Source organism: Synechococcus sp. PH41509 (genome assembly GCF_020514285.1).
Classification (GTDB): domain Bacteria; phylum Cyanobacteriota; class Cyanobacteriia; order PCC-6307; family Cyanobiaceae; genus Parasynechococcus.
On record NZ_VTLD01000003.1, the window covers coordinates 25,785 to 49,206 of the forward strand.

Below are 23,422 nucleotides of genomic sequence, written 5' to 3' on the forward strand. Positions count from 1 at the left end.
GCAAACCCTGTGCGGCCAGGCTCTCAGGAACGCTGCATAATCCGAGAAAGCCTTTTTGCCGTGCGTCATCCGCAGCGACTCCTGCTCACCCTCGCCGCCCTGATCACGGTCAGTTCCTGCAAGAGCGAAGCACCGAAGCCGCCGCCGCCGAAGGTGCAGGCCGTCTCGACCCAGATGGCTGAATTCACTGAGGGTGTCGACACCGTCAGCACGTTGGAAGCCAGCAATCTTGTCGAGCTCGCCGCCCAGTCGGGAGGTCGAATCCTTGAGTTGAAGATTCGCCAGGGTGATGAAGTCGAAGCCGGTGAATTGCTGGTGGTGCTTGATCAAGTCGAGAAAAAGGCCAAAGCCGAAACCGCTAGAGCCAACTACGAGCGCTACAAATATTTGACTGAGACAGGAGCTGCATCACAGAAGGAATTGGATCGTTATCGCACCCAGTACATCTCGGCGAAGGCCGAGCTTGATTACAACAACTTGACTTCTCCTTCTGCTGGCACGGTCGCTGATGTGAACGTGAAGGTTGGCGATGTGATTCAGCAAGGCCAGGTGTTCACCAGCCTGGTGCAAAACAACGAACTCGAAGCACGGGTCGAGGTGCCCGCAGTCTTCTCCTCTCGTCTGGCCCTTGGGCAGCCGGTGCTGCTCAGTGCGCCGGGTAGTTACGACCTGCTTGCTACCGGAGAGGTGGGCTCGATCGACCCCCGAGTTAATAAGCAGACCCAGGGATTGCTGGTGAAGGCGGTCTTCCCAAATGAGGATGGAAAACTGCGGGATGGTCAACGTCTTCGCACCCGGGTCCAGATCAAGGCTGAAGAAGAACTTGCCGTTCCTTTTGCAGCCGTTACCCAGACGTCAGGCCAGAGCTTCGTGTTCCGCCTCGGCACGTTTGAGGAGCTCAAGGAGAACCCCGGCAAGGCTGATATTGAAACCCTGGAGAAGGGAATCAAGGCCGGCAAGCTGCCCGCTGACGCCAAGTTCGCCCTGCAAACGCCGGTCACGGTGGGCGAATTGGAGAACCAGCTCTACCCGATCACCAAAGGCCTTGAAGCCAACCAGATGGTGGTCACCACCAATCTGCTCAACCTGAAACACGGCATGCCCGTGCAGGTGCAACCCGCCAAGGCGAACTGAGGTTGAACGATGTCTGCATCCAATAACTTCATTACCAGGCCTGTTCTCAGCACGGTCTGCAGCCTTTTGATTGTGATCGTCGGTTTGATCGCGATTCCGATCCTTCCGATCGAAAACCTTCCAGACATTGCTCCGCCAACGGTGAAGGTGCAGTCCACCTACGTGGGCGCAGATGCGGTTGCTGTTGAGCAGGGGGTGACCTCCGTTCTCGAGCAGCAGATCAATGGGGTGGAGAACATGGACTTCATCACCTCCAACAGCTCGTCGGATGGTGTGAGTTCGATCTCGGTGTCATTTGCAAGCGGCACCGACGGCAACATCAACCAGGTGAATGTTCAGAACCGCGTCTCCCTGGCGGAGCCGCAGTTGCCCGAGGAGGTGCGCAAGTCGGGTGTGACGGTCAACAAGGCCTCCAACTCGATTCTGCTCGTCTACAACTTCGTCAACGAAGACCCCTCCAAGACCGAATACTCGGTGGAGACGATCAGTGGATATCTCGATAAGAACCTCACCGACAACGTCAAGCGGGTGAAGGGCGTCGGCGACGTCACTTACTTCGGCAACAGAAAGATCGCCTTCCGGCTCTGGCTGGATCCGGAGAAACTGACGGCCAATAATCTCTCGGCCACAGATGTGGTCAATCAGCTGCGCAGTCAGAACCGTCTGGTGCCTGCTGGCCAGATTGGCGGTGCCCCTGCTCCTGAAGGTCAGGAGTTCACCTTCACCGTTCAGCTGCAGGGACGTCTGACCAGCACCCAGGAATTTGAGAACATCATTCTGAGAACCACCGATGCCGGTGGTCTGGTGCGGCTCAAGGATGTGGGCCGGGTGGAGCTCGGAGGTGAGACCTACGGCATCGATGCCATGGATCTCAACGGCACGCCTTCGGTGGGTATTGCCATCTACCAGCTCTCCGGCAGTAACGCCATTGAGGTCTCCAACGGCGTCAAGGACGTGCTCGGTGAGTTCGAGAAAACCCTGCCGGTCGGCCTCGGGGTGCAGAAGATCTACGACACCACCGACTTCATCAACCAGTCGATCAAAGGTGTGACCAACTCCCTGCGGGATGCGGTGATTCTGGTGGTGCTGATTCTGTTCCTGTTCCTTCAGAACTGGAAGGCCACGCTTGTTCCCGCCATTGCGATTCCAGTGGCGTTGATCGGCACCTTCGCTTTGGTGCTGGCCTTCGGTTTCTCGCTCAACCAGCTCACACTGTTTGGTTTGGTGCTGGCGACCGGCCTTGTGGTTGACGATGCCATCACGGTGGTGGAAGACACCTCAGCCAAGAAGGCTGAGGGCATGACCTCCGTGCAGGCCGCCATGGAAACCATGGATGAGCTGTTTGGGGCTGTGATCGCCACTTCCCTAGTGAAGATGGCGGTGTTCCTGCCGGTGCTGTTTTTCCCCGGTGCTACCGGCACGATCTACAAGCAGTTCGCCGCCACGATCCTCTTTTCGATCGGCATCTCCACCTTCAACGCGCTGACGTTCTCGCCGATGCTCTCGGCCCTGCTGCTGTCTCGCGAGACCAAGGAGCTCAGCCGCAATCAGTACGCCACGGCCGGTGTTGTCCTTGGTTTCATCTACGGCCTTCTCAGTGCTGGCAATGGAGCCGCCGCCGCCCTGATTCCCACGGTGATCGGTGCCGTGATCGGCTTCATCGCCGGCAGGATCACCGGTCTGCCCCTGCGTCTTCCCTTCACCGCTGGTGGCGCTGCAGTGGGCGTGATCACCACCGGGGTGATCTTCACCAATCCGATCCCTGTGGTGTTGTTCACCGCCATCGGTGGCGGTGTCGGCTACTTCGTTCCCCTGATCTTCACCAACTTCAATCGCCTCTACGGCGGCTTTGAGAAGCGCTACGCCACGATCCTCGATGGCGTGCTGAAGGCTCGTCCGATTGTGATGGCGGCTCTGGCTGCCGGCATCCTGCTCACCGGTTTTGCCTTCACCCGCATCCCTGGTGGTTTTGTGCCGATTGAAGACCAGGGCTACGCCATCGGTTTCGTGCAGGCTCCTGATGGGGTCTCCAACGCGAAAACCCTGGAGATCAACCGTGAGGTGGCCGAAGTGATGCGTTCGGAAGACGACATCTCATCGGCTGCTCTGTTCAGTGGCGCCAGCCTCGATGGCAACGCCCCCAACAAGGGTCTGTTCTTCATTGGCATGAAGCATTGGGATGAACGTCCCGGTAATGACCACACCGTGGGTGCTGTGGTGAAGCGCCTCAACGCCAAGTTGTACGGCGCTATTGATGGCGGTCGGGTGTTTGTGGTCGAACCCCCGTCGATTCCCGGCTACGGCACCGGTGGCGGCTTCGAGTTCCAGCTGCTTGACCAAAGCAGCGGTGTGTATTCGCTGAATGAATTTTTCGGGTCTGCCCAGCAGATCATTCAGACGGCGAACACCGATCCCGTCCTGAATCAGGTCTATTCGTTGTTCTCGCCGCAGGCTCCGCAATACAAGATCGATGTTGACCGGGAGCAGATGGCCTCCCTCGGTGTCGACTTCGGTTCAGCCATGTCGGCCTTCAGTGTCAACTTCGGTGGTGCCTACGTGAACGACACCTTCCAGGAAGGCAAGGTGCGGCGGGTTTATGTGCAGGCGGATGAGGTGAGCCGGGCCACCCCACAGCGGCTGTCAGCCATCTACGTCGCCAATGCCCAGGGTGAACAGATTCCACTCTCGGAATTCTTCACGGTGAAGCAGACGGTGGGCCCGAGCGTCATTCCTCACTTCAACCTCTACCGCTCGATCAAGATTGACGGCACCCCCAAGGAGGGCAATAGCTCGGGTCAGGCGATCGGGGCGATGAAGCAGATCTTCAACACGGGTAGTTACCAAGGCCTCGGCTTCGACTGGACCGGAATCTCCCGAGAGGAAGTGAAGGCCGGATCCCTGGCCGTTGTGATCTTCGCCCTGGGCATCCTGGCTGTGTTCCTTGTGCTCTCCGCCCAGTACGAGAGCTACACCGATCCGATCATCATCTTGCTGACGGTGCCCACGGCCCTGCTGGGAGCGCTTGTGTTCCTAGGGGCGGCCGGTCAGGTGCTCAACATCTATGCCCAGGTGGGACTGGTGATGTTGATTGGTCTTGCAGGCGGCAACGCGATTCTGATTGTCGACTTGGCTAACCAGAAGATGGGAGAAGGAGCCTCCGCCCTGGAAGCTGCCACGTTCTCGGCCAAGTCGCGCTTGCGGCCCATTCTGATGACGGCGATCTCCTCCCTCACCGGTTTCTTGCCGTTGATGTTGGCCAGTGGTGCTGGTGCCCAGAGTCAGTCGTCCCTGGGTTTGGTGGTGTTCGGGGGTCTGCTGGTGGCCACCTTCCTCTCAACCCTGGTGGTTCCTGTCTTCTACGTGGTGATGAAGACCTTGTTGGGACAAGACGAAGCCAAGCCTCCTGAGGATGGCGCTACTCCCACCCCGCAACCAAGCTGATGTCCGAGCCGAAGCCTGAGGTGAATCAGCGCAAGTCCTTCAGTGGCATGCGCGTCTTGATTGCTGTGGCCATTGGCGCTGGCCTTGGTTTGGCTGTTGCCTATTTCCTCAAGGTGCTGATCGAAAACAGCCCGGCCGAGATCGATGTTGGGCGCTTGCGTCTCTTCTATTTGATGGTGATCACCTCAGGAGGCTTGGGTGGTTTTGCGATCGAGACGATGCGTCAGCTGCAGGAAGATGCCACCGATCCGGCCTACCGGCATTACAACTCCCATCGTGGTCGTCGTCGCTGAGGAATCAATAAAAGCCATAAAAAAAGCCACCCGCTGGGTGGCTTTTTGGTTGAGCCGCTTCAGGTGATCGCAAGCTTCAAGTGTTTACCTGCCTCATGTGATCACCGTGGGGGCATCCATCCCCGTGCGTTGCTTGATCTCGGCCAGGTCGTTGATCGCACTGATCATGTCGGCGAGGGCGACCTGGGGGTTCTGGTTGAGGTCGCCACTGCTGGGCACATAGCTCTCTAGGTAGATCCGGATCGTGGCTCCTTTGGTGCCTGTGCCCGACAAACGAACCACCACCCGGCTGCCGTCGTCCAACAGGATGCGCAGGCCCTGACCCGTGGTCACGGAACCATCCACGGGGTCGGTGTAGCTGAAGTTGTCCGCTTCGCTGATGACGCGTCCGGCAAAGGATTGGCCGATCAGGCTCGGCAACATGGCCTCCAGGCGGTCGTACAGACCGTGGGCGGCGTCGCTGGCGACGGCTTCGTAGTCGTGACGCGAGTAGTAGTGGCGCCCGAAGCGATTCCAGTGTTCCGCCATGATCTCGGCGACGCTGCAGCGGCGTTCGGCCAGGATCTGCAGCCAGAACAGCACCGCCCAGAGCCCGTCTTTTTCGCGGACGTGGTTGCTGCCAGTGCCAAAGCTCTCTTCACCACAAAGGGTGATCTTTCCGGCGTCCAGAAGGTTGCCGAAGAATTTCCAGCCGGTGGGGGTTTCGAAGCAGTCAATGCCCAGCTCTTTGGCCACCACGTCCACCGCAGCGCTTGTGGGCATGGAGCGGGCCACACCGGCCAGGCCGTTGGCATAGGCCGGAGCTGATGTGGCGTTGGCCGTGAGTACGGCGAGACTGTCGCTGGGGTTCACAAAGCAGCGCTGGCCCAGGATCATGTTGCGATCGCCATCGCCGTCGCAGGCGCCGCCGAAGCGGTAGTCGTCACTTTCGAGCAGCAGTTCAGCCAGCTCGTGGGCGTAGGTGAGGTTGGGGTCGGGGTGACCGTTGCCGAAGTCTTCCAGGGGTGTGCCGTTGCGCACGCTCCCCGCCGGTGCACCGAGAAGCCCTTCGAACAAGCGGGTGGCATAGGGCCCGGTGACGGCATGCATGGCGTCAAAGGCCAGCGGGAAGTCGCTGCTGATCAGATCGCGGATTTGATCGAAGTTGAACAGCTCCTGCATCAGCGTGACGAAATCGTCGACGCCGTCGATCACCTCCACCTGCATGGCACCGATGCTGTGCAGACCGGGTGCATCCAGGGGGATCGCTGAGGCCTCAACGATCGAGTATTGCTTCAGGGTCTTGGTGCACTCGTAGACCGCATCGGTGAAGGAGGCGGGGGTGGGTCCACCGTTGGCTCCGTTGACCTTCACTCCGAAATCGCCGTCTGGACCGCCGGGGTTGTGGCTTGCGGAAAGGATGATGCCGCCGATGGCCTGGCGCTGCCGGATCAGGTTGGAAGCGGCAGGCGTGGAAAGGATGCCGCCAGTGGTGACGATCACCTTGCTCAGACCATGGGCGGCGCCCATCCGCAGGATCACATCAATGGCCCTGCGGTTGCCGTAACGCCCATCGCCTCCCAGCACCAGGGTCCCTCCTTGCACGCCCGGCAGAGTGCGGAACGACGCCTCGATGAAGCTCTCTAGGTAATGAGGCTCCTCGAACTGGCTGCTGCTCTTACGCAGGCCCGAGGTTCCTGGCTTCTGGTCGGTGAAGGGGGCATCCAGGCGCACCTGGTGTTGGGTCGGTTCCGCAGGGGCCGAGGTGGTCATCACGTCGGATGGGGGGCTTTATGCGGAACCTAAACATGGAAATCCAGTTGCGATGCCATGGGCGCGACCAGTTGATATCGCTACCCTTTGCCACGCACCAATGCCGACGACCATGCATCGCCTTCTGCTGCTGTTGATCGTCAGCACCGCTTGCGTGTCCCCTTCTGTGGGTGCATCGCAAAGTTGGAAGCGGGCCCAGCCTTTGCCTGAGGCGTCTCAAGAGGCGGTCACGGCAGCCAATGCTGTAATCAACCAGTCAGGTTCGGAAGAATGCCTGCGCGGCAAGCTTTCCAACGCCATCGTGCAGTTGTCCAACAGTTGTGATGTCTCAGGCCACTCCTCCAAGGCGTGTGAGTTGGCCTCCGAACTAGCCGGTCAGGAAAGCGAACTCAGCATGGGGGAGATGCTCGCTACATCTGAGACGTTGCTTGATTTGCTCGACGATTCGGCGATATCCGACTGATTGCCTCTGTTTCCTCGATGGATGTCACCCATCCCGGTTCCAAGCCTCTCGAAGCTGATCAACAAAGTCTTCTGGAGTCGTTCCGCAAAAAGGTGGACTCCCGAATCTCCAGTCAAGGTTTCACTGCTGCCGACGTGCAGATGTTTGTCGACCAGATCAAGAAGCACCCCGACGTGAGTGTGGCGCTCCTGGATGCCATTCGAGGAGAAGTGCCCACGTAAATGCAAGGTCAGCGGTTCAGCTTTGACTTTGATTGAGCCTTAGAGAGGCTTAGGCCTGACGTGCTTTGGGCTTTTCCTTTTTCTTGACCGGTTCGGCACAGACCTTTGGGATGCGCCGTGCCGTGTTGGTGATGGCGTCTTTGCGTCGGAAGTCATTGCTGCTGGCGACCTTGGCTTCGTCCATCAACGTCCACAGCACGTCTTTGCAAAGCCCAGGCAGCCTTTGACTATCCATTAGAGGATCAGCCAGCTGCCGAACGCGCGAGCAGGCTTCTGTTGAGTTGTCGCGGGAACAGGCGTAGGCAGCATGTTCGATACCTCTCAACTGGTCCTTGCTGGGCCATGGCTCATAGGGCTCTGCCGCAATTGCGGGGCTGGCCATGGCGAGGAGCAGCAGGATGCGTGTGATTTTCGAAGTCATGTGATCATTCTGGCGTGCTTTTGCGCAGTTGAAGCCAAGATTTATTGACAATAGGGCAACAGAGTATTTGGTCATGTCTTGATTTTGTAAGCCTTCGCTGACTCCAATTTTTGTTGCGGGGGAGATCAATTTGCTTTGCTCGTGGATGATGATAAAATCTCTTTTGTTGATTACTTGTTTGGATATTTCTTGGTGGGCTTGATGTGATCATCTCCGTCAAAAGATGTCTAGAGAGGCTTGTATGCCCAGAATTGATACATGCTTTGAAAAGTTGATGGATTGTCTTTCTCAAAATCTCCCCAATTACTCAGTGAAGTGCCATTCCTGTCCTCTGGAAAACGACTCTGGTAAGCCCTCTTGATTTCTTCCGGAAGCATGAATCCACAAAACACTAATTTTTCGGCTTCTAAAAGTTTTTCCAGAGTCTCGGTGGTGAACTGATGCTCCTGAACGTGAAAGCAAAGGTCGCGACACTCGGAGAGTGAATAGAAGTCATTCGCAAGAATGGATAGATCTTTTAGCTCGTGCTGATCGTCGTCAAAGACTTGCTTGCGAAAATCTCTGATGCCTTTCGGCGTGCTTTGAATGCTCAGTTTTGAGATTAACTCTCGTGCGGCTGAGACTTTCTGTCTGGAAAGTTTGCTGTACAGGCCAATCTTGATATAGCCGCCTGGTTTGAGCTTGCTGTTGAGTGCTGCTAGCCCCTTAGCGGGGTCTTGCATGTGATGCAGGACTCCGCTGCACTCAATCACGTCATAGACATCCTGAAGCTGATTGGCGTCCAGAATGTCGAGTTGTTGAAGCCGAATATTGTTCATTTGGTACGCCTGTGATTTCCTTGTTGCGTAGGCCAGGCTGTTGTTACTGATATCAATGGCAGTGATTTGCGCATTTTTATAGCGGCTGGCATTGATGATTTGGTTTCCCGTTCCGCATCCGGCGATCAGAATCTTTGGGTTGGAGTTGGGTGATGAGAGCTCATTCGTGAATAAGGGGTTTGAAATTGTTGTTTCGAGGGATATGAACTCAATCGTTTGTTTTGCGAAATGGGGAGGCGTGTGGTCTGCATATTGGTATCGCGGGTAGGGATTTTCTTCGTACATTTGCTGCACTACACGTGAGACCTCATCGTTTATTTCTTCGCTGTAGCTGAGGCGGGCTTTGATAGCCTCCTCTTTCTGAACCTCTTTGAATTGTGTGTCGATGAAGGCTTTGCTCTCCTCGCTGTTGATGGGATACCTACTTATTTCCCCTTGATTGGTGATGACATGGATTGGTATATAGCAGCCTATCATGGGCAAATATTCATTGACCACCTCTGTGTTGTTCTTCGTGTAAGAGATCAGATCATTGATCCATTGTTGTTCACTCTCTGACTGCCAATAGACGTATTCATTGAGGAAGCATTGTGTGGCTAGCGCCTCTAGGAGGGGTTTGAGTTGTGGGGGTATGGAGCTGTTGGTTTTGATGTGTACCAGGAATTCCTTTCTTAGGCGAGTGAGGAATTCCTCAATCTCCTGATGGGGTGGTATCAGTAATGCCAGCGATTTTCTGAATCTCCAGTCTGATGCAAGGCGATGAAAAGCTTGATTTTGGTCTGAGATGATGGGGGCTGATTTGGCGGCTGTTTGGATGTCTTCAAGGTGGTCTTGAACGAACAGTGGGCACAGTTTGCGGTGGGAAAAGTCATCACGATTGATCAGTATTTCGTAGGCTTTTGTGGCGTAGTGTCTGTTTAATGCGTTGATCTTGATGTCGCTGGCAAGGCTTTTCAGGTTCTGCAGCGCTTCGATGTTGCCTTCATCGAACTCGATGGCCTTGACTGTGGCTATTAAGGCTTCGTCTGTTTTTCCGAGGTCTCGGTAAATGCAGCCCAGATTCATCTGAATAGTTGATGAGTCGTGGTCAAGATCGAGTGACTTCAGTGTGAATTGAAGTGCTTGATCAAGTTTTCCAATGCCCCGGTATAAATTTCCGATATTGCTGTAGATCTGGGGGTCGTCCGGTTCGAAATCTAAGGCTTGTTCATAGTTTTCAAGGGCTTCTTCGATTCTGCCGCTGTTCTTGCAAAGGATACCAAGATTGCAAAATACCGCAGGGTCGGATGTTCCTGCGGCGATCATTTTCTTGTAGATCGACTCGGCTTCCCTGAGCCGGCCTGTTTTGTGAAAATAAATGGCTTGGTTGAACCATTTCTGAAAATTTAGCTGCGGCTTTTTTGAGGATTTACTTGCTTTTCCATCTGCTGCTCCTCCAAATCCAGCCACTTCATTTCTTTGCACTTGTTTGAGTTTAGAGCTAAGCCAGTGCTTTTCACCTTCTCATTGCCCCATCTCCGCATCGGATTTTTTGACGATCAAGTTTGCGTTGGAGGTGCGGTGTGATTCCCAGTTCGGCGGTGTTCCAGAGGCGATCCATCTCTCGGTTGAAGTGTTTGGCGAGTTGGGCTGAGTGAATCACCAGCAAGGTTTCGTCGTTGGTGTGTGCCGCAGAGGGCGACCAATTGAACGAACCTGTGATAACTGTTTTGTTATCGATCACGGCGAACTTGTGGTGGAGCTTGTCGCCGCGGGCGAGGCGCGGGGTGCCGATGCCTTCAAGGGCTTGATCCAGCGGCTGGTTGCTCGCTTCCACCTTGCAGGTGTGATCCGGAAGGGTGACGCCCAGCAGATCGAGAACTTCAGAGAAAGGGCGGCTGGCAAAACCAGGATCTGCGACCAGCCTGATCTCTACGCCTTGTTTGATCTGTTCCCGCAGCACGTTCGTTAATTGCTGTGCGGAGAACACAAACAGGGCCATGTCGACGCGTTGTCTTGCCTTGTTCAACTGCTTCGCCAGCAGGTTGAGCCCGTGCCCCTGATTTCTTTTGGGATGAGGTGAGAACAGCACGTCCACCTGGGTGTTGCCGACCCGCACGGTTTGAGAGCCCTCGCTTGCTTTCTGCAGGCCAAAGCGACTGTCGTTCTCGCCGCCCGGTCCATCTCCCCACATCCGGGCGAATTCCTGGCTGAACACAGATGCCAGCCCAGGGCTGTTGAACCGAAGCAGGTGATTCACATTGCCGCGGCTGGATGGTTTGCCCGAATCGCCGTGCAGGCCGGAACTGGTGAGATTGGCACTTCCGGTGATCACCGATGTTTGGTCGATCACCAGAAACTTGTGGTGCATTAGGCCGCTACCGCTGCTGCCGTCTTCTGTGTCGTCAAGCAGTGGAATATGCGCCGCTTTGAGTAAGGCCACGGCATCTCCTTGGAAGGCTTCTTCCGGGCTGGTGGTCCCATCCCCATCGCTATCAGCCAGCTGGTTTAACTGATGCCAACGCTTCCGTTCGCGCTGGTTCAATCGGCTCGGCCGTTGTTCGCTCCAGGCGGTGCTGTAGTTGTTCTCAAGGATCACCTGAACAAGAACACCGCGTTGTTTCGCCGCGATCAGTGCTTGGGCAATCCTTGGCAGGCTGAGCTCTTGAACGGCCACCAGCACCTCCTGGTTGGAGGCATCAATGGCTGTAATCAGCCATTGCTCCAGGTCGTCACCATTGCGCCAGGCCCCAGTCAGGGGTGATCTGTAGCGCGATGTGGCGTTGTGGTTAAAGACCACATCGATCTTGTTGGGCAGTGCAAGAGCCGCTGGGCTTTCGCCCACAACCGACCCCGCCTGGCTGCAGCCACTGCAGAGAAGAGCCGCTGCCATCAATGCCAACTTGCTCTTCAGCATCCCGATCAAGCCCTTTGTCTTGATCAGAGTTCCCCTGGTTTTAGTGGGGCATCTCCGATGTCTTCAGCATCGCAACAAACCAGATGCCACTCAGTACGAGGGCCACACCAACACCTGCTCCGATACTCACCCGTGTCATGACCAAGGGCACGACCAATGGGAAAACCATCGCCCCCGCGAGGGGGGTGATGGCCACGAACCAGCGCAGGGAGGCTGGAGCTTTGGGATCAGAAGGATTCAGAACCACTCGGCGCGAGCTTCGCTGGCGGGGTTGCTGTTGTCTTCAGGGGTCTCACGCTTGAAATTGAGCGTGATGTTGCGCTTCTGCTCTCCATCAGAGGCTGTGGCCTCGATGGCATACATCTGTTCGCCATCCCGGAAGGGGACCTGAATCCGGAAGGTGCCATCGGTGGAGAGAGGAACCTCCTCGCCTCCGATGGTGAGGCGGGCCGAAGGGTCGGTGGCGCCGTACACGATCAGTTCGGCGTCGGCCACCAGCCAGAAGGAGCGTTGGCGAGGTGCCACGCCACCCAGGCCGGACTCGTTGCGGCCGCTGGCCCAGAGACCAACACCAGAGTCGTTCAACCCGGTGCTTTCGCCAGAGGTATCGAAACCTTCCTGGAATTCTTCGGAGCCGACCCGGCGCCGGCGGAATTGAACAGTCGCGCTTTGGTAGAGCCGCTCGTGTAGCCCACTGTTGCTTGACTCACTTGGTGAGACGGGAGTCGTCGTTGTTGCTGGTGCTGCTGGGGCAGCATCGAGGCTGAAGGGAACGAACTGGTCAAGAATCTGTTCGCTGGGGTGGAGAGCAGGCACGCGCGCCACCGAAGAGAAGGCCAGAGACATCCAGGTCGTGCCAATGCGGTAACCCAGTTCGACGCGGTAATCCCGGTCGCAGAGAGGTACAGGCAGGTACCACTCGGTGCTGTGGCTGTCGACCGGCACTTCCTGGAGAGTATGTGGATGTGCGTTGCCGTCCTGCATGCCGGTGACGTCAGACAGGCGGAGGCAAAGACGGCTGGCTCCATCCTTCTGGGCAACCTTGCGATCGGCTTCCGAGATTTCCCAGAACACGTAGGCCCATTGGGGATCACGGGGCAGAAACACAACGCGGGTGTCGCTCGTGCTCACGGCCGGTGCGTTGAGCTCCGCTTCGATGGCTTTCAGGTCTCCACCGCGCTTTTGCTGACGCTGGGCAACTTCGTCGACAAGTGTCTCTTTGCTCTTGCGGCTGTAGAGCGGCACTCCCAGATCACTGGCGATCTGACGCAGTTGACGAAGGGTGAGACGTGCCAGTGATGACAGTGTTTGAGACACGTCTAAAAACTCCAGGTTTCGTTTGGGATCATTGTGATCCGAAAAATTCCTTTTCGAGCCGGCAATGGCCCAAGGGTCAGTGGATCCTGACCACTTGTTGGGCTCCGATCCCGGGGATCACTGTCTCTCACACAAAAAAAGCGGGGCTGAAGCCCCGCTTTTTTGATTGTGCTTGGCTCCGGACTCAGCGGCCGAGGGTGCGATAAGGAACCTTTGCCAGGTAGTCGATGTCGGCACTGGTGCTCCCACCCACCCGACGTGGACTGCCGATTTCGCTGACCCAGGCCATGTAGTCCTGAGGGGAACCACCCTTCCGGATCTTTGCGCGTTCCGGCAATTTCTTGGCAGGACCACCGGTGAAGATGAGCTGAGGGAAGCCCAGGATTCCGCGGTAGTACTCGTCGTAGCGAGGGGTGGTGATGTTGAAGGGAGTGTCACCGAGCTCGCGGCCGGGAAGCACACGGTTCCGCTGGTAGGGAACAGTGTCGTAGCCGAAGGTGTCCAGGTATTCGGTGCTGTCGAGGAGAACGTCAACCAGGCCCTCGAGACCCTTGGTCGCAATCACGATCGACCAAGACAGCTCCTCGCCTTTCCCGTTGACTTTGCGACCAAGGATCCGCTCGCAAAGGTGGCGGACAACCTTGTAGTTGCTGTTGAAGCCGTAGAAGGTGCGCTTGAAGGTGTCGGAGAGCACCAGGCCGCGGATGAAATCACGAACGGTGATTTGGCCATCCTTGAGCTGGGACTCAAGGTTGACGTCCCGATCTGTCTCGAAGGCGTGGAAAAAGATTTGGCGGTAGCCGCTCTCAACCACCGTGTCGAAGTTGTCCCGGTCGTCGGCAATCTCAATGGAGTAGGCCCTCGATCCTTCCTCGGAGCCAACGCGAATGTTTGGAACACCACTCCTGAGGGAGTTCTGGGTGATCGGTGCGTACTCCAGAAGAGGAATGGCCACGCGAGCTACAACATCCACTGTCCGGGATCGTAGAAGTGCTCGGTCTTGCCCCCTTCAGCAGGTGTTGCAGCGATTACATGCCGTAATACTTCTTCTAAGTATTTCTGCTTACCAGCCGAAGGGGGCGAGGCCTGCTGCGCTGATGGCAGTTTGAGCGCTATGGCTGGACTCCGGCGCGTCATCCAGCTGCCTGGTCTCCATGCAGAAGGAGGCGTTGTTGGAGAGCCCCTGAACCGTGCTGGTGCGCAGCCGCAGGTTCGGTCCCGCGAACCAGAAGCGCTCGAGGGAGCTCATCATTTCGTAATCGGTGGTGAGGATTAGGCCGTTTTCCTCGTCCATGCGGAACTGGCCAGCTACCGGCGCTTTTTCGGCGTAGCCGCGATCCCGCAGCAATAGTCCGCGTCGCCCTGTCTCGTCCTCGGGGATCAGTCCGAACATGGTCTGGTCTTCGTGGGATTCACCTGCGCGGTCCCAGGCCATTGATCCGCTCCAGCGCACCCAGCAGCCGCCGACGATTCGCTCAACGCTCTCGTTGTTGCGCTCGGCGATCTCCGCGAGTCGCTCGTCTCCCGTCAGCAGTTCCTCCACGACGATGAAGGAGGCTCCGGCTTCGGCTCGGCGATGCAGCAGATGATGCTGGCTGCGCTGCGAAGTCCACCGGCCACAGCTCAGGCGAAAGAAGCTGAGGGCGTCCGAGATATCAAGCATCGCCCGCGTTAAACAGATGAATTGATGATGGCAGCTCGTCGACGACTGTCACGACAGCCATGTCAGCCACGGCAGCGGGCTTCGGCGGAGTTGATCAGATCGTCGAGGGTCAGCGCCAAGGGTGGCTTGCCCAGCTCAATCGCCAGCTGATCGAGCTGGTCGGCGGCCGCCCTGAGCTGCTCAAGCAGGGTCTCGAGAAAGGCGGGGTCGTCCGCAACGACAGGTTGCTGCCTGCACCAGAGGCGCTGTTGGTCTTCGTCGGGGATCGCGCCTGTGGCCTCGCGTTCTGCCATCGCCTGAAAGCTGTCCAGACAGTGGCTTAGAACCCGCAGGTGATGCCGATCCAGCTGTGGCAGCAAGGTGGCATCGATCTGTTCAATCGTCGCCCGGTCGATGGCCATCAGCCCTCGGAAAGTGGAGTGATCCGGAAGCCGCAGGCGTGACCTCCCTCGAGCCGCCAATGCACGCGTTCGACTCGACAGTCCGGCACGGTCTGCCGGATCAGTAGTAATTCTTGGTCGCATACCGCAGGAAATTCCTCGGCGATGCGTTGCACCGAACAGTGGGCCTCTTCGAGTCGCCAGCTGACGCCGTCGTCGTCTCTGCTGCAAACGGTGACGTAGCCCTCGTCGCGCCGCAGCCGTGCCAGATGTTCGAGGCGAGCCTCAAGGGAGGCATTGCCCAGGCTTTCTCGGTATTGGCTGGCTTTCGACTCGGCCTGCTGGTTCAGCAGCTGACGCACTGTCGCTTCGGGCAGATGGCTGCGCATCGAATCCAGTAGCCCCAGGGCGAAGCGGTCACTGCCGTCTGGAAACTGGGCCCGTCCCTGGTCGGTGAGACACCAGCGGTTACTGGGACGCCCTGGGCCGCTGGAGTTGCTGCTGGCGCACACCAAGCCACTTTCGGCAAGAGAGCGCAGGTGCCGGCGCATGGCCTGCACGGAAATGCCCACGGTGCCGGCCAGATTGCCAGCGTCTTCCTCTCCGCGCTCCATCAGCAGGGAGAGCACGGCGTCGCGGGTGCTGGCAGGAGCCGAGGCGCTCATGAAGAAGCCAAACCTTCCCACACGATGCCATCGAATTGCCTCGGAATGTCGGCCGGGTTGCAGGTCACAATGGGAAGCCCGCTGACCGGAGGCCTGTTGGCCTAGGCTTCCGATAAGGAAACCGCGGGGTTTCGTAATTCGCCGCTCCCTCCACTTCCATGTCCGACGCCCCTCAAGAGCCGACAGCAGAAAGCCTGGAGGTGATCCGCAAGTTCGCTCAAACCTATGCGCAGCGGACAGGCACCTATTTCTGTGCTGATCCCAGTGTCACCGCTGTTGTTCTGAAAGGTCTCGCGCGTCACAAGGACGACCTGGGAGGCGCTCTGTGCCCATGCCGGCACTACGACGACAAAGAGGCCGAGGTCTCCCAGGCCTTTTGGAACTGCCCCTGTGTTCCGATGCGTGAACGCAAGGAATGCCACTGCATGCTCTTCCTCACTGAGGACAATCCTTTCGCCTGCCCTGACAAGACGCAGTCCATCTCCACTGAAACGATTAACGCCACCGTCGGCTGAACTGAATGACCAGTACCTCCACACGGGATCTCGTCAGTCAGCCGTACAAGTACGGCTTTGTTACCGAGATCGAGACCGACAAGATCGCCAAAGGTCTCAGCGAGGAGGTCGTTCGTCTGATTTCGGCGAAGAAGGAAGAGCCGGAGTTCCTGCTGCAGTTTCGGCTTAAGGCCTTCCGCCACTGGCTCACCCTGGAGGAGCCTGATTGGGCTGCTCTCGGTTATCCCGAGATCGACTACCAAGACATCGTTTATTACGCCGCGCCCAAGCAGCAGGACAAGAAGGCCAGCCTTGATGAGGTGGATCCGAAGCTCCTGGAAACCTTCGACAAGCTCGGCATCCCGTTGAGCGAACAGAAGCGCCTCAGCAATGTTGCTGTTGATGCTGTTTTCGACAGCGTGTCGATCGCCACCACCTACAAAGAGAAGTTGGCGGAACACGGCGTGGTGTTCTGTTCTTTCAGTGAAGCGGTGAAAGAGCACCCCGAGCTGATCGAGCGTTACCTCGGCACCGTTGTTTCCAGCAACGACAACTACTTCGCCGCCCTGAATTCAGCGGTGTTCAGCGACGGATCCTTCGTCTTCATCCCGAAGGGGGTGGAGTGCCCGATGGAGTTGTCCACCTATTTCAGGATCAATTCCGGGGACACCGGTCAGTTCGAGCGGACCCTGATCGTGGCCGAAGAAGGTGCCTCGGTGAGTTACCTCGAGGGCTGCACCGCCCCGATGTTTGACACCAACCAGCTCCACGCTGCGGTGGTTGAACTGGTGACCCTTGAGGATGCCTCCATTAAGTACTCCACGGTTCAGAATTGGTATGCCGGCGATGAAAACGGTGTCGGCGGGATCTACAACTTCGTGACCAAGCGCGGCCAGTGCCGTGGTGACCGCAGCCGCATCAGCTGGACCCAGGTGGAGACCGGTTCGGCCATCACCTGGAAGTACCCCAGCTGTGTGCTGCAGGGTGCTGATTCAGTAGGTGAGTTCTATTCCGTTGCACTCACCAACAACTGCCAGCAGGCCGATACCGGAACGAAGATGGTCCATGTCGGACCGCGCACCCGCTCCACGATCGTGAGCAAAGGCATCAGCGCCGGACGCTCCAGCAACAGCTACCGAGGCCTTGTGCAAATGGGGCCCAATGCCAAGGGAGCTCGTAACTACAGCCAGTGCGATTCGATGCTGATTGGCGATCAGGCTGCTGCGAACACGTACCCCTACATCCGTTCTCAGCAGCCGCAGGCGGCCATCGAGCACGAGGCCAGCACCTGTCGCATCTCCGAAGACCAGCTCTTCTATCTCCAGAGCCGTGGCATCGGTTTTGAAGAAGCCGTCTCAATGATGGTCAGTGGCTTCTGCCGCGACGTCTTCAACCAGCTGCCCATGGAGTTCGCTGCTGAGGCTGACAAATTGTTGGCCCTCAAACTCGAGGGATCCGTGGGCTGATCCCTGTCTCCACCCTGTCTCTGTTTTTCAACGCCTTCTTCCGTGATTCGCCCTGACGCTGAGCTGCTGCTCGACATCCAAGACCTGCATGCCTCCGTGGAGGACAAGCCCATCCTCAAGGGGGTGAATCTGCAGGTGCGGGCTGGTGAGATCCATGCCGTGATGGGCCGCAACGGCAGTGGCAAGAGCACGCTCTCCAAGGTGTTGGCTGGGCATCCGGCGTATCGAGTCACTGCCGGCACCGTTCGCTACCGCGGTCAGGATCTGTTTGATCTAGAGCCCGAAGAACGGGCGCGTTTGGGGGTTTTTCTCGGATTTCAGTACCCGGTTGAGATCCCCGGCGTTAGCAACCTGGAGTTCCTGCGGGTGTCCACCAATGCTCGGCGGGAGAAAGAGGGGGAGGAGGAGCTCGACACGTTTGCCTTTGAGGATCACGTGCACGACAAGCTCAAGGTGGTGCAGATGGACCCCGCCTTTCTCGAGCGGAGTGTGAATGAAGGGTTCTCCGGTGGTGAGAAAAAGCGCAACGAGATCCTGCAGATGGCGTTGCTTGAGCCTGTGGTGGCGATTCTCGATGAAACCGATTCGGGTCTCGATATCGACGCCCTGCGCATCGTTGCCGGTGGAGTGAACCAATTGGCGACGGAAGACAACGCCACGCTGTTGATCACTCACTACCAGCGTCTTCTTGATGAGATCACCCCGGACTATGTCCATGTGATGGCTGCGGGCCAGATCCTGCGCACTGGCGGACGGGAACTGGCCCTTGAGTTGGAGCAGACCGGATACGACTGGGTGGATCAGGAGCTGGCCACTCAGGGGGCTGCTTGATCATGGGGAGCAGCGTGCTGGCGCCGGTGCAGGAGCGCGGTCGCGCCGCGTTGGAGCACCTCGGTCTGCCCAGCCGCCGGGAAGAGTCCTGGCGACTCACCGACCTCAAGCGTCTTGCGGCTGTGTCGGCGTTGCCGACCAGTGCGTCAACGATTTCAGCACCACTGCCGCCCAGCGTGGAGGGGGTGACCCGTCTGGTGCTCAACGGTTCTGACGATCCCTTGGCAGGGCAGCTCCTCCCGGAGGGGATCACGGTTCTCAATGCTGATGAGCTGAAGCAGGCCCTCGGCCACACACTTGATTGCTGCGGTTGCGCCCAGGCCTGGCCGGTGGAGTTCAACCACGCCAAAGCGCAGCAGATCCTGGCCCTCAGGGTGCGGGGGCGCGTGGGTTCGCTGGAACTGGTCCTCGCGGCGGGTGCCGGGTTGAACGCCACCCGGGTGCTACTTCTGCTCGAGGAAAAGGCGGAGCTTGAGTTGCTGCAGGTGTTGTTGGCGGAGGGTGCGTCCGCCCACAGCCACCTGCTGGAAGTGCATTTGGGGCAGGAGGCGCAACTTCGGCATGGGGTGCTGGCCACGGCTGATGGCGCTTCGTCGTTGATGGCGCATTTGGCGGTTGAGCAGGAGCCCCGCAGCTCCTATGCCCTCACCTCGGTCGTTCAGGGCTGGAGCTTTGGACGGGTGGAGCCCCGGGTGGTGCAGGTGGATGGACAAGCGCAGACCGTGCTCAAGGGTTTGGTGGTGACTGGCGCCGAACAGCAGCTGGCCACCCATACCGCGGTGCGTTTCGACGGGCCTGAAGGGGAGTTGGATCAGTTGCAGAAATGCCTGGCCGGTGGCCAATCCCACGCGATTTTCAACGGTGCTATCAGTGTTCCCCGCGATGCCCAGCGCACCAATGCAGCGCAGTTGAGCCGCAACCTGCTGCTGTCTGATCGCGCACGGGTCGACACCAAGCCCGAGCTGGAAATCGTGGCGGACGATGTGCGCTGCGCCCACGGCGCCACCGTGTCTCAACTCCAAGACGATCAGTTGTTCTATCTCCAGAGTCGTGGGATCGCCGCGGCGGAGGCGACCGCGCTGCTGTTGCGCGGGGCCTGCCAGGAGGTGATCGAGCAGCTTCCTGCTGCTGCGCAGGCTTGGCGTCCCCTGGAGCGCGTGATGGGCAGCCTTGCTCCATGACAATCACCGCAAAAGCACGATCTGGTGCGGATTTCGTGGATTTATCCTCTCGATATCGTTCCGACTTCCCGATTCTTGAGCAGTTGGCTCCCGATGGCCGGCCGCTGATATATCTCGATCACGCCGCCACCAGTCAGAAGCCCCGCCAGGTGCTGGAGGCGCTGCAGCAGTACTACAGCTGCGACAACGCCAACGTGCATCGCGGCGCCCACCAGCTCAGTGCCCGCGCCACCGATGCTTTTGAGGCAGCTCGCAGCACGACTGCGGCCTTCGTGGGTGCCGCTACTGCCCGGGAGATCGTCTTTACCCGTAATGCCAGTGAAGCGATCAACCTCGTGGCGCGCACTTGGGGTGACGCAAACCTGAAGGAGGGGGACGAAATTCTCCTCACCGTGATGGAGCACCACAGCAATCTGGTGCCATGGCAGCTCCTGGCCCAGCGCACCGGTTGTGTGCTGCGTCATGTCGGCATCACCGAATCCGGTGAGCTGGATTTGGACGATTTCCAGGCCCAGCTCAGCCAGCGCACCCGGCTGGTGAGCCTGGTGCACATCAGCAATGCACTCGGCTGCTGCAATCCCCTTGATCAGGTGATCCCGGCGGCCCATGCCGTTGGCGCCTGCGTGCTCGTTGATGCTTGCCAGAGCCTGGCCCACAAGCCGATTGATGTGGCAGCGATGGAGGCCGACTTTCTTGTCGGCTCGTCCCACAAGCTCTGCGGGCCCACCGGCATGGGCTTTCTCTGGGCGCGGGAGTCTCTGCTGGAGGCGATGCCTCCCTTCCTCGGTGGTGGGGAGATGATCCAGGACGTCTACCTGGATCACAGCACCTGGGCGGTGCTGCCCCACAAGTTCGAAGCTGGAACCCCTGCCATTGGAGAAGCGGTGGGCATGGGTGCCGCAATTCGTTATCTGCAGGCAGTTGGTCTGGAGGCGATTCAGGCCTGGGAGGCTCAGCTCACCCGGCATCTGTTCAACAGGCTGCAGGCCATTGATGGTGTGCGGGTCTTGGGGCCGACGCCGGATCAGCAGCCCGACCGCGGTGCCCTGGCCACATTCCTTGTGGATGGCGTGCATGCCAATGACATTGCCGCGCTGATTGATGCGTCTGGAATCTGCATCCGCAGTGGTCACCACTGCTGTCAGCCCTTGCACCGTTTGTATGACGTCACGGCTTCAGCCCGGGCCAGCCTGAGCTTCACCAGCACCTTTGAAGAGATCGACCGCTTCAGCGAGGAGCTCGCCTCCACGGTCGCCTTCCTGCGCGAACACAGCTGAGCCGACTCAGGCGGCCAGCTGCTGATCGTTCGAAATGCCTTCGCGTTGCTCCAGGGGGACGACGTTGCCGCTCTGGATGGTGTACTGCACCCAGCGGTAAGACCGCACGCCGGCACGGGGTGCTGCGTTAATCGGTTCAGGGCTGGCGTAGCTGTTGCCGCGATAACGCAGGATCCGCATTAATACTCAGGAAGCTTTGGACACCATCTCAGGCCCGATGCAGTTTCATCCGTTCCATGGGGCACAGGTTGAACGTTCCTGTTGGTTGCTCGCTTAAGCCATCACATTTGCTGAACCCGGTTGTGTGGGTTGTAACCATCTGCTAGCTCAGCCCTGATTCTTCGGTGGATGCTGAGGTTTGCCGCTCAATCCGTTTGATCGCCTTGAGGATGAGGAACAGCATCCAGGCCACCAAGAGGGCTTCGACGATGGTGTCAACTAGCTTCCCAATCTCGATTGCGCCGCCGAAATAGTTGATTTTGAGATCTTCGAAGCTGCCCTTGGGAACAAAGGGGTTCAGGAGTGGCATCAAGAGGTCTTTAGTGACTGAATCAACGATTCTTGTGAATTGTTGCCCCACAATGAATGCAATTGCGACCGTCAGAGCACTGCCCTTGGTGAAGAAGAACTCGATAAATTCTCGGCGCCAACGTTGAAGCATGATCTGAACATTGATGTCTTTTGATCCTATGGGAAGTTTGTATTTGTTGCTTATTTGTCTCGATCTGTCGTGATTTGATGATGACCTCTGGTCTTCACTTCCGCTGCTCCGCCAGGCCCAGTTGACGCCGAAAAAAGGCTTCGGTTTCTTCCAGAACCTGGATTTGTGTGGCTTGGTTGCGGAAGCCATGGCCTTCGTCATCGAAGAGCTGCACCTCCACTGGTATGCCGTTGCTGCGCAGGGCTTCGGCCATGCGTTCGGTCTGTTCCGGAGGCACAACCTTGTCTTGTAATCCCTGGAAGAACAGCACCGGACAGCGGATTTGATCGGCATTCAGCAGGGGCGATCGCTTCTCATAAAGATGACGTTCCGTTGGCCATGCCCCCACAAGGCCATCGCAGTAGCGCGCTTCGAACCGGTGCGTGTCCTTGGCCATAGCCGTGAGATCACACACCGCATAGCGGCAGGCACCGGCCTGGAACACATCGGTAAAACACAGAGCCGCCAGGGTGGTGAACCCTCCAGCACTCCCACCTTCGATGGCGATCTTGTCGGGATCAGCGCGACGGGAGTCGATCAAGGCCCGGGCTGCTGCGGCGCAGTCGGCCACATCCACCACCCCCCAGCCACCATTCAGCCGCTCCCTGTAATCCCGGCCGAACCCCGTTGAGCCGCCGTAATTCACATCCACCACGCCCCAGCCACGGGAGGTCCAGTACTGGATCGCCAGGCTGAGGCCGCGGCGGGCCATGGCCGTTGGTCCGCTGTGGCTTTTCACCAGCAGTGGGGCGGCCCCTGGTGGTTTGCCGCTGGGGGGGTAGTACCAGGCATGGGTGCGTTCCCCTTGGTGGCCGTTGAACCACAGCGGTTCGGCCACGCTGATCTCTTCTACCGCCAAGGGTGCTGGTATGGCAGGGCTGTGGCTCCAGAGGGCGGTCGCCGGTCGCAGGTCGAGTTCCAGCAGTCCGGCCACGCTTGTGCCGTTGCTGGCCACGGCCACGGCGCGGCCGTGGCAGGCGCTCAATCCCGCCAGATCATCAAAGGGCTGCGGCAACGGCTGCACGCTTCCATCCAGACTGAGCCGTTGCAATGACCAGGCCCCGCGGCTGCACACGGCTGCAATCAGCTGTTCGCCATCCCAAGCCGTGGTGCTCATCCCATAGATCCATTGGGGCATGGCTGTTTCAGCGGCCATCGGCCAGGGCCTTTCCCAGTCGGCATCGGCGCTGGGTTGGAGCATCAGATTCCACCAACCCGTGCTGTCTTCCGCCACGAGCAACTGGCCGTCCGGCAACCACTGGGGTTGAAACACCGAGACGCCGTCGCCCCCGGCCAACTGACGGGGCTGGAGCAGCCCGCCCGTGTCGCTGAACCCCGCGCACCAGAGACTGCTGCTGTCCCAGGGCATGGCGGGTTGTTGCCACTCCACCCAGGCGAAGCGCTGGCCATCGGGGCTCAAACAGCCATAGCCGGCAAAGTCCGCCGGTTGGTGCAGCAGCAACGGGGTCTGATCGGCCCCGCTCAACGCCAGGCTCACCAGCTCGTCACGGCCCTCGATTTCACGGATTCCGATCCAGCGCTGCCTGGGCAGATCGAGCACGCCATCCGCCAGCTCCCAGTCGCCCTCCCGGCTAAGCCGTTCGGCTGCTGCTAGGGGGGTGGGATGGTCTGTGTTGGTCTTTGGCAGGCGCCAGTCCTGACGCCAGACGCAGCCGCTGTCGATCCAAGCCAGCACCAGCCTGTCCTGCTCTACAGCAGTGGCGAGCACCCCGCCGCCGTAGTCATGCACGCGACTGCGCAGGTTGCTGGGGGCCGGCGTCAGCTCCAGAGGGTCCGCTTCGGAATCGCCGAAACGGCGAATCAAGGCTGTGGTGCGGCCCCGTTCCTGGGGACGTTGCTCCAGCCAGATCAGCCACACCGTTGCATCTGCTCCGCTGACCAGTACCGGTTCCTTGAGCCCCGGCAAACGGCCGACGGCATGCTGCGCGGATAACGGAACGGCTCCCATGGCGGCTGAATTAGGCCGCTTACCATGCTGAATCAACGCG

The 23,422-nt window shown here is 58.6% G+C and carries 23 protein-coding genes; 10 read left to right on the top strand and 13 right to left on the bottom strand.

Going from position 1 to position 23,422, the window contains the following annotated elements; all coding sequences use genetic code 11:
* The first annotated feature begins 60 nt into the window (after positions 1–60).
* Genes FZZ88_RS00445 through FZZ88_RS00455 form a run of 3 tightly spaced genes read left to right on the top strand, consistent with a single transcriptional unit; the run spans position 61 to position 4,868 of the window.
* Positions 61–1,134, top strand: coding sequence for an efflux RND transporter periplasmic adaptor subunit (locus FZZ88_RS00445; protein WP_166017711.1), 1,074 nt, complete (start codon positions 61–63; stop codon positions 1,132–1,134).
* A gap of 9 nt (positions 1,135–1,143) precedes the next feature.
* The gene (locus tag FZZ88_RS00450) at positions 1,144–4,575 is read left to right on the top strand and encodes an efflux RND transporter permease subunit (protein WP_166017712.1); all 3,432 of its coding nucleotides are present in this window, start codon (positions 1,144–1,146) and stop codon (positions 4,573–4,575) included.
* The gene (locus FZZ88_RS00455; RefSeq protein ID WP_166017713.1) at positions 4,575–4,868 is read left to right on the top strand and encodes a hypothetical protein; all 294 of its coding nucleotides are present in this window, start codon (positions 4,575–4,577) and stop codon (positions 4,866–4,868) included. The genes FZZ88_RS00450 and FZZ88_RS00455 overlap by 1 nt, the downstream gene beginning before the upstream one ends.
* 93 nt (positions 4,869–4,961) lie before the next feature.
* Here FZZ88_RS00455 and FZZ88_RS00460 read toward each other — a convergent pair whose 3' ends face one another.
* Positions 4,962–6,620, bottom strand: coding sequence for an alpha-D-glucose phosphate-specific phosphoglucomutase (locus FZZ88_RS00460; protein ID WP_166017714.1), 1,659 nt, complete (start codon positions 6,618–6,620; stop codon positions 4,962–4,964).
* A gap of 112 nt (positions 6,621–6,732) precedes the next feature.
* Between FZZ88_RS00460 and FZZ88_RS00465 the strand changes: the two genes are divergently transcribed.
* Both FZZ88_RS00465 and FZZ88_RS00470 read left to right on the top strand, forming a co-directional pair.
* Positions 6,733–7,083: a hypothetical protein gene (locus tag FZZ88_RS00465; RefSeq protein ID WP_166017715.1), complete on the top strand. Its 351-nt coding sequence runs from the start codon at positions 6,733–6,735 to the stop codon at positions 7,081–7,083.
* Between the two features lie 17 nt (positions 7,084–7,100).
* A complete protein-coding gene (locus FZZ88_RS00470) occupies positions 7,101–7,304 on the top strand; it encodes a hypothetical protein (protein WP_166017716.1) in 204 nt (67 codons plus the stop codon).
* Positions 7,305–7,353: 49 nt separating this feature from the next.
* On the opposite strand, the gene FZZ88_RS00475 is transcribed toward FZZ88_RS00470, so the two are convergent.
* From FZZ88_RS00475 to FZZ88_RS00515, 9 genes are all read right to left on the bottom strand, one after another.
* Positions 7,354–7,725 carry a hypothetical protein gene (locus tag FZZ88_RS00475; RefSeq protein WP_166017717.1) on the bottom strand — a complete coding sequence of 124 codons (372 nt, stop codon included), beginning with the start codon at positions 7,723–7,725 and terminating at the stop codon, positions 7,354–7,356.
* 227 nt (positions 7,726–7,952) lie between these two features.
* Positions 7,953–9,992 (bottom strand): tetratricopeptide repeat protein, encoded by a 2,040-nt coding sequence (locus FZZ88_RS00480; RefSeq protein ID WP_226423717.1) that lies wholly within the window; start codon positions 9,990–9,992, stop codon positions 7,953–7,955.
* Positions 9,993–10,038: 46 nt separating this feature from the next.
* A complete protein-coding gene (locus FZZ88_RS00485; RefSeq protein WP_166017718.1) occupies positions 10,039–11,439 on the bottom strand; it encodes a phosphatidylserine/phosphatidylglycerophosphate/cardiolipin synthase family protein in 1,401 nt (466 codons plus the stop codon).
* Between the two features lie 40 nt (positions 11,440–11,479).
* Positions 11,480–11,686 carry a hypothetical protein gene (locus tag FZZ88_RS00490; protein WP_115022537.1) on the bottom strand — a complete coding sequence of 69 codons (207 nt, stop codon included), beginning with the start codon at positions 11,684–11,686 and terminating at the stop codon, positions 11,480–11,482.
* Complete coding sequence (locus FZZ88_RS00495; RefSeq protein WP_166017719.1) at positions 11,677–12,756, bottom strand: DUF4912 domain-containing protein; 1,080 nt, start codon at positions 12,754–12,756, stop codon at positions 11,677–11,679. Before FZZ88_RS00495 ends, FZZ88_RS00490 begins: the two co-directional genes overlap by 10 nt.
* Positions 12,757–12,940: 184 nt before the next feature.
* Entirely contained in the window at positions 12,941–13,729 is a 789-nt protein-coding gene (locus FZZ88_RS00500) for a phycobilisome rod-core linker polypeptide (RefSeq protein WP_166017720.1), read from the bottom strand.
* A gap of 90 nt (positions 13,730–13,819) precedes the next feature.
* On the bottom strand, positions 13,820–14,419 hold the full coding sequence (locus FZZ88_RS00505) for a phycobiliprotein lyase (RefSeq protein ID WP_166017721.1): 600 nt from the start codon (positions 14,417–14,419) through the stop codon (positions 13,820–13,822).
* A gap of 62 nt (positions 14,420–14,481) precedes the next feature.
* Positions 14,482–14,820, bottom strand: coding sequence for a hypothetical protein (locus tag FZZ88_RS00510; RefSeq protein ID WP_166017722.1), 339 nt, complete (start codon positions 14,818–14,820; stop codon positions 14,482–14,484).
* On the bottom strand, positions 14,820–15,464 hold the full coding sequence (locus FZZ88_RS00515) for a metalloregulator ArsR/SmtB family transcription factor (protein WP_166017723.1): 645 nt from the start codon (positions 15,462–15,464) through the stop codon (positions 14,820–14,822). The genes FZZ88_RS00510 and FZZ88_RS00515 overlap by 1 nt, the downstream gene beginning before the upstream one ends.
* Positions 15,465–15,622: 158 nt before the next feature.
* Between FZZ88_RS00515 and FZZ88_RS00520 the strand changes: the two genes are divergently transcribed.
* Genes FZZ88_RS00520 through FZZ88_RS00540 form a run of 5 tightly spaced genes read left to right on the top strand, consistent with a single transcriptional unit; the run spans position 15,623 to position 20,713 of the window.
* The gene (locus tag FZZ88_RS00520; RefSeq protein ID WP_115022527.1) at positions 15,623–15,979 is read left to right on the top strand and encodes a ferredoxin-thioredoxin reductase catalytic domain-containing protein; all 357 of its coding nucleotides are present in this window, start codon (positions 15,623–15,625) and stop codon (positions 15,977–15,979) included.
* 5 nt (positions 15,980–15,984) lie between these two features.
* Entirely contained in the window at positions 15,985–17,424 is a 1,440-nt protein-coding gene (gene sufB / locus FZZ88_RS00525) for a Fe-S cluster assembly protein SufB (protein ID WP_115022526.1), read from the top strand.
* Between the two features lie 42 nt (positions 17,425–17,466).
* Positions 17,467–18,255, top strand: a complete 789-nt coding sequence (gene sufC / locus FZZ88_RS00530) for a Fe-S cluster assembly ATPase SufC (RefSeq protein ID WP_166017724.1) — start codon at positions 17,467–17,469, stop codon at positions 18,253–18,255.
* Between the two features lie 2 nt (positions 18,256–18,257).
* Positions 18,258–19,436 (top strand): Fe-S cluster assembly protein SufD, encoded by a 1,179-nt coding sequence (gene sufD, locus FZZ88_RS00535; RefSeq protein WP_166017725.1) that lies wholly within the window; start codon positions 18,258–18,260, stop codon positions 19,434–19,436.
* Positions 19,433–20,713, top strand: coding sequence for a SufS family cysteine desulfurase (locus FZZ88_RS00540; RefSeq protein ID WP_166017726.1), 1,281 nt, complete (start codon positions 19,433–19,435; stop codon positions 20,711–20,713). The genes sufD and FZZ88_RS00540 overlap by 4 nt, the downstream gene beginning before the upstream one ends.
* A 6-nt stretch (positions 20,714–20,719) precedes the next feature.
* Here the strand turns inward: FZZ88_RS00540 and FZZ88_RS00545 are convergent, their stop codons facing one another.
* The 3 genes from FZZ88_RS00545 to FZZ88_RS00555 all read right to left on the bottom strand — a co-directional run bounded on the left by FZZ88_RS00545 (position 20,720) and on the right by FZZ88_RS00555 (position 23,382).
* The gene (locus FZZ88_RS00545) at positions 20,720–20,893 is read right to left on the bottom strand and encodes a hypothetical protein (RefSeq protein ID WP_166017727.1); all 174 of its coding nucleotides are present in this window, start codon (positions 20,891–20,893) and stop codon (positions 20,720–20,722) included.
* A 142-nt stretch (positions 20,894–21,035) separates the two neighbouring features.
* Positions 21,036–21,563 carry an MscL family protein gene (locus FZZ88_RS00550; protein WP_226423718.1) on the bottom strand — a complete coding sequence of 176 codons (528 nt, stop codon included), beginning with the start codon at positions 21,561–21,563 and terminating at the stop codon, positions 21,036–21,038.
* Positions 21,469–23,382: a prolyl oligopeptidase family serine peptidase gene (locus tag FZZ88_RS00555; protein WP_166017728.1), complete on the bottom strand. Its 1,914-nt coding sequence runs from the start codon at positions 23,380–23,382 to the stop codon at positions 21,469–21,471. The genes FZZ88_RS00550 and FZZ88_RS00555 overlap by 95 nt, the downstream gene beginning before the upstream one ends.
* Positions 23,383–23,422: the final 40 nt, after the last annotated feature.

Excerpts from the sequence above, each read along its gene's own strand:
- FZZ88_RS00485 (WP_166017718.1), bottom strand. The coding sequence starts at position 11,439 with ATGCTGAAGAGCAAGTTGGCATTGATGGCAGCGGCTCTTCTCTGCAGT.
- sufB (WP_115022526.1), top strand. The coding sequence starts at position 15,985 with ATGACCAGTACCTCCACACGGGATCTCGTCAGTCAGCCGTACAAGTAC.
- FZZ88_RS00515 (WP_166017723.1), bottom strand. The coding sequence starts at position 15,464 with ATGAGCGCCTCGGCTCCTGCCAGCACCCGCGACGCCGTGCTCTCCCTG.
- FZZ88_RS00465 (WP_166017715.1), top strand. The coding sequence starts at position 6,733 with ATGCATCGCCTTCTGCTGCTGTTGATCGTCAGCACCGCTTGCGTGTCC.
- FZZ88_RS00455 (WP_166017713.1), top strand. The coding sequence starts at position 4,575 with ATGTCCGAGCCGAAGCCTGAGGTGAATCAGCGCAAGTCCTTCAGTGGC.
- FZZ88_RS00505 (WP_166017721.1), bottom strand. The coding sequence starts at position 14,419 with ATGCTTGATATCTCGGACGCCCTCAGCTTCTTTCGCCTGAGCTGTGGC.
- FZZ88_RS00475 (WP_166017717.1), bottom strand. The coding sequence starts at position 7,725 with ATGACTTCGAAAATCACACGCATCCTGCTGCTCCTCGCCATGGCCAGC.
- FZZ88_RS00545 (WP_166017727.1), bottom strand. The coding sequence starts at position 20,893 with ATGCGGATCCTGCGTTATCGCGGCAACAGCTACGCCAGCCCTGAACCG.
- FZZ88_RS00460 (WP_166017714.1), bottom strand. The coding sequence starts at position 6,620 with ATGACCACCTCGGCCCCTGCGGAACCGACCCAACACCAGGTGCGCCTG.
- FZZ88_RS00510 (WP_166017722.1), bottom strand. The coding sequence starts at position 14,820 with ATGGCCATCGACCGGGCGACGATTGAACAGATCGATGCCACCTTGCTG.
- FZZ88_RS00450 (WP_166017712.1), top strand. The coding sequence starts at position 1,144 with ATGTCTGCATCCAATAACTTCATTACCAGGCCTGTTCTCAGCACGGTC.
- FZZ88_RS00470 (WP_166017716.1), top strand. The coding sequence starts at position 7,101 with ATGGATGTCACCCATCCCGGTTCCAAGCCTCTCGAAGCTGATCAACAA.
- FZZ88_RS00540 (WP_166017726.1), top strand. The coding sequence starts at position 19,433 with ATGACAATCACCGCAAAAGCACGATCTGGTGCGGATTTCGTGGATTTA.
- sufD (WP_166017725.1), top strand. The coding sequence starts at position 18,258 with ATGGGGAGCAGCGTGCTGGCGCCGGTGCAGGAGCGCGGTCGCGCCGCG.
- FZZ88_RS00520 (WP_115022527.1), top strand. The coding sequence starts at position 15,623 with ATGTCCGACGCCCCTCAAGAGCCGACAGCAGAAAGCCTGGAGGTGATC.
- FZZ88_RS00550 (WP_226423718.1), bottom strand. The coding sequence starts at position 21,563 with ATGGCTTCCGCAACCAAGCCACACAAATCCAGGTTCTGGAAGAAACCG.
- FZZ88_RS00555 (WP_166017728.1), bottom strand. The coding sequence starts at position 23,382 with ATGGGAGCCGTTCCGTTATCCGCGCAGCATGCCGTCGGCCGTTTGCCG.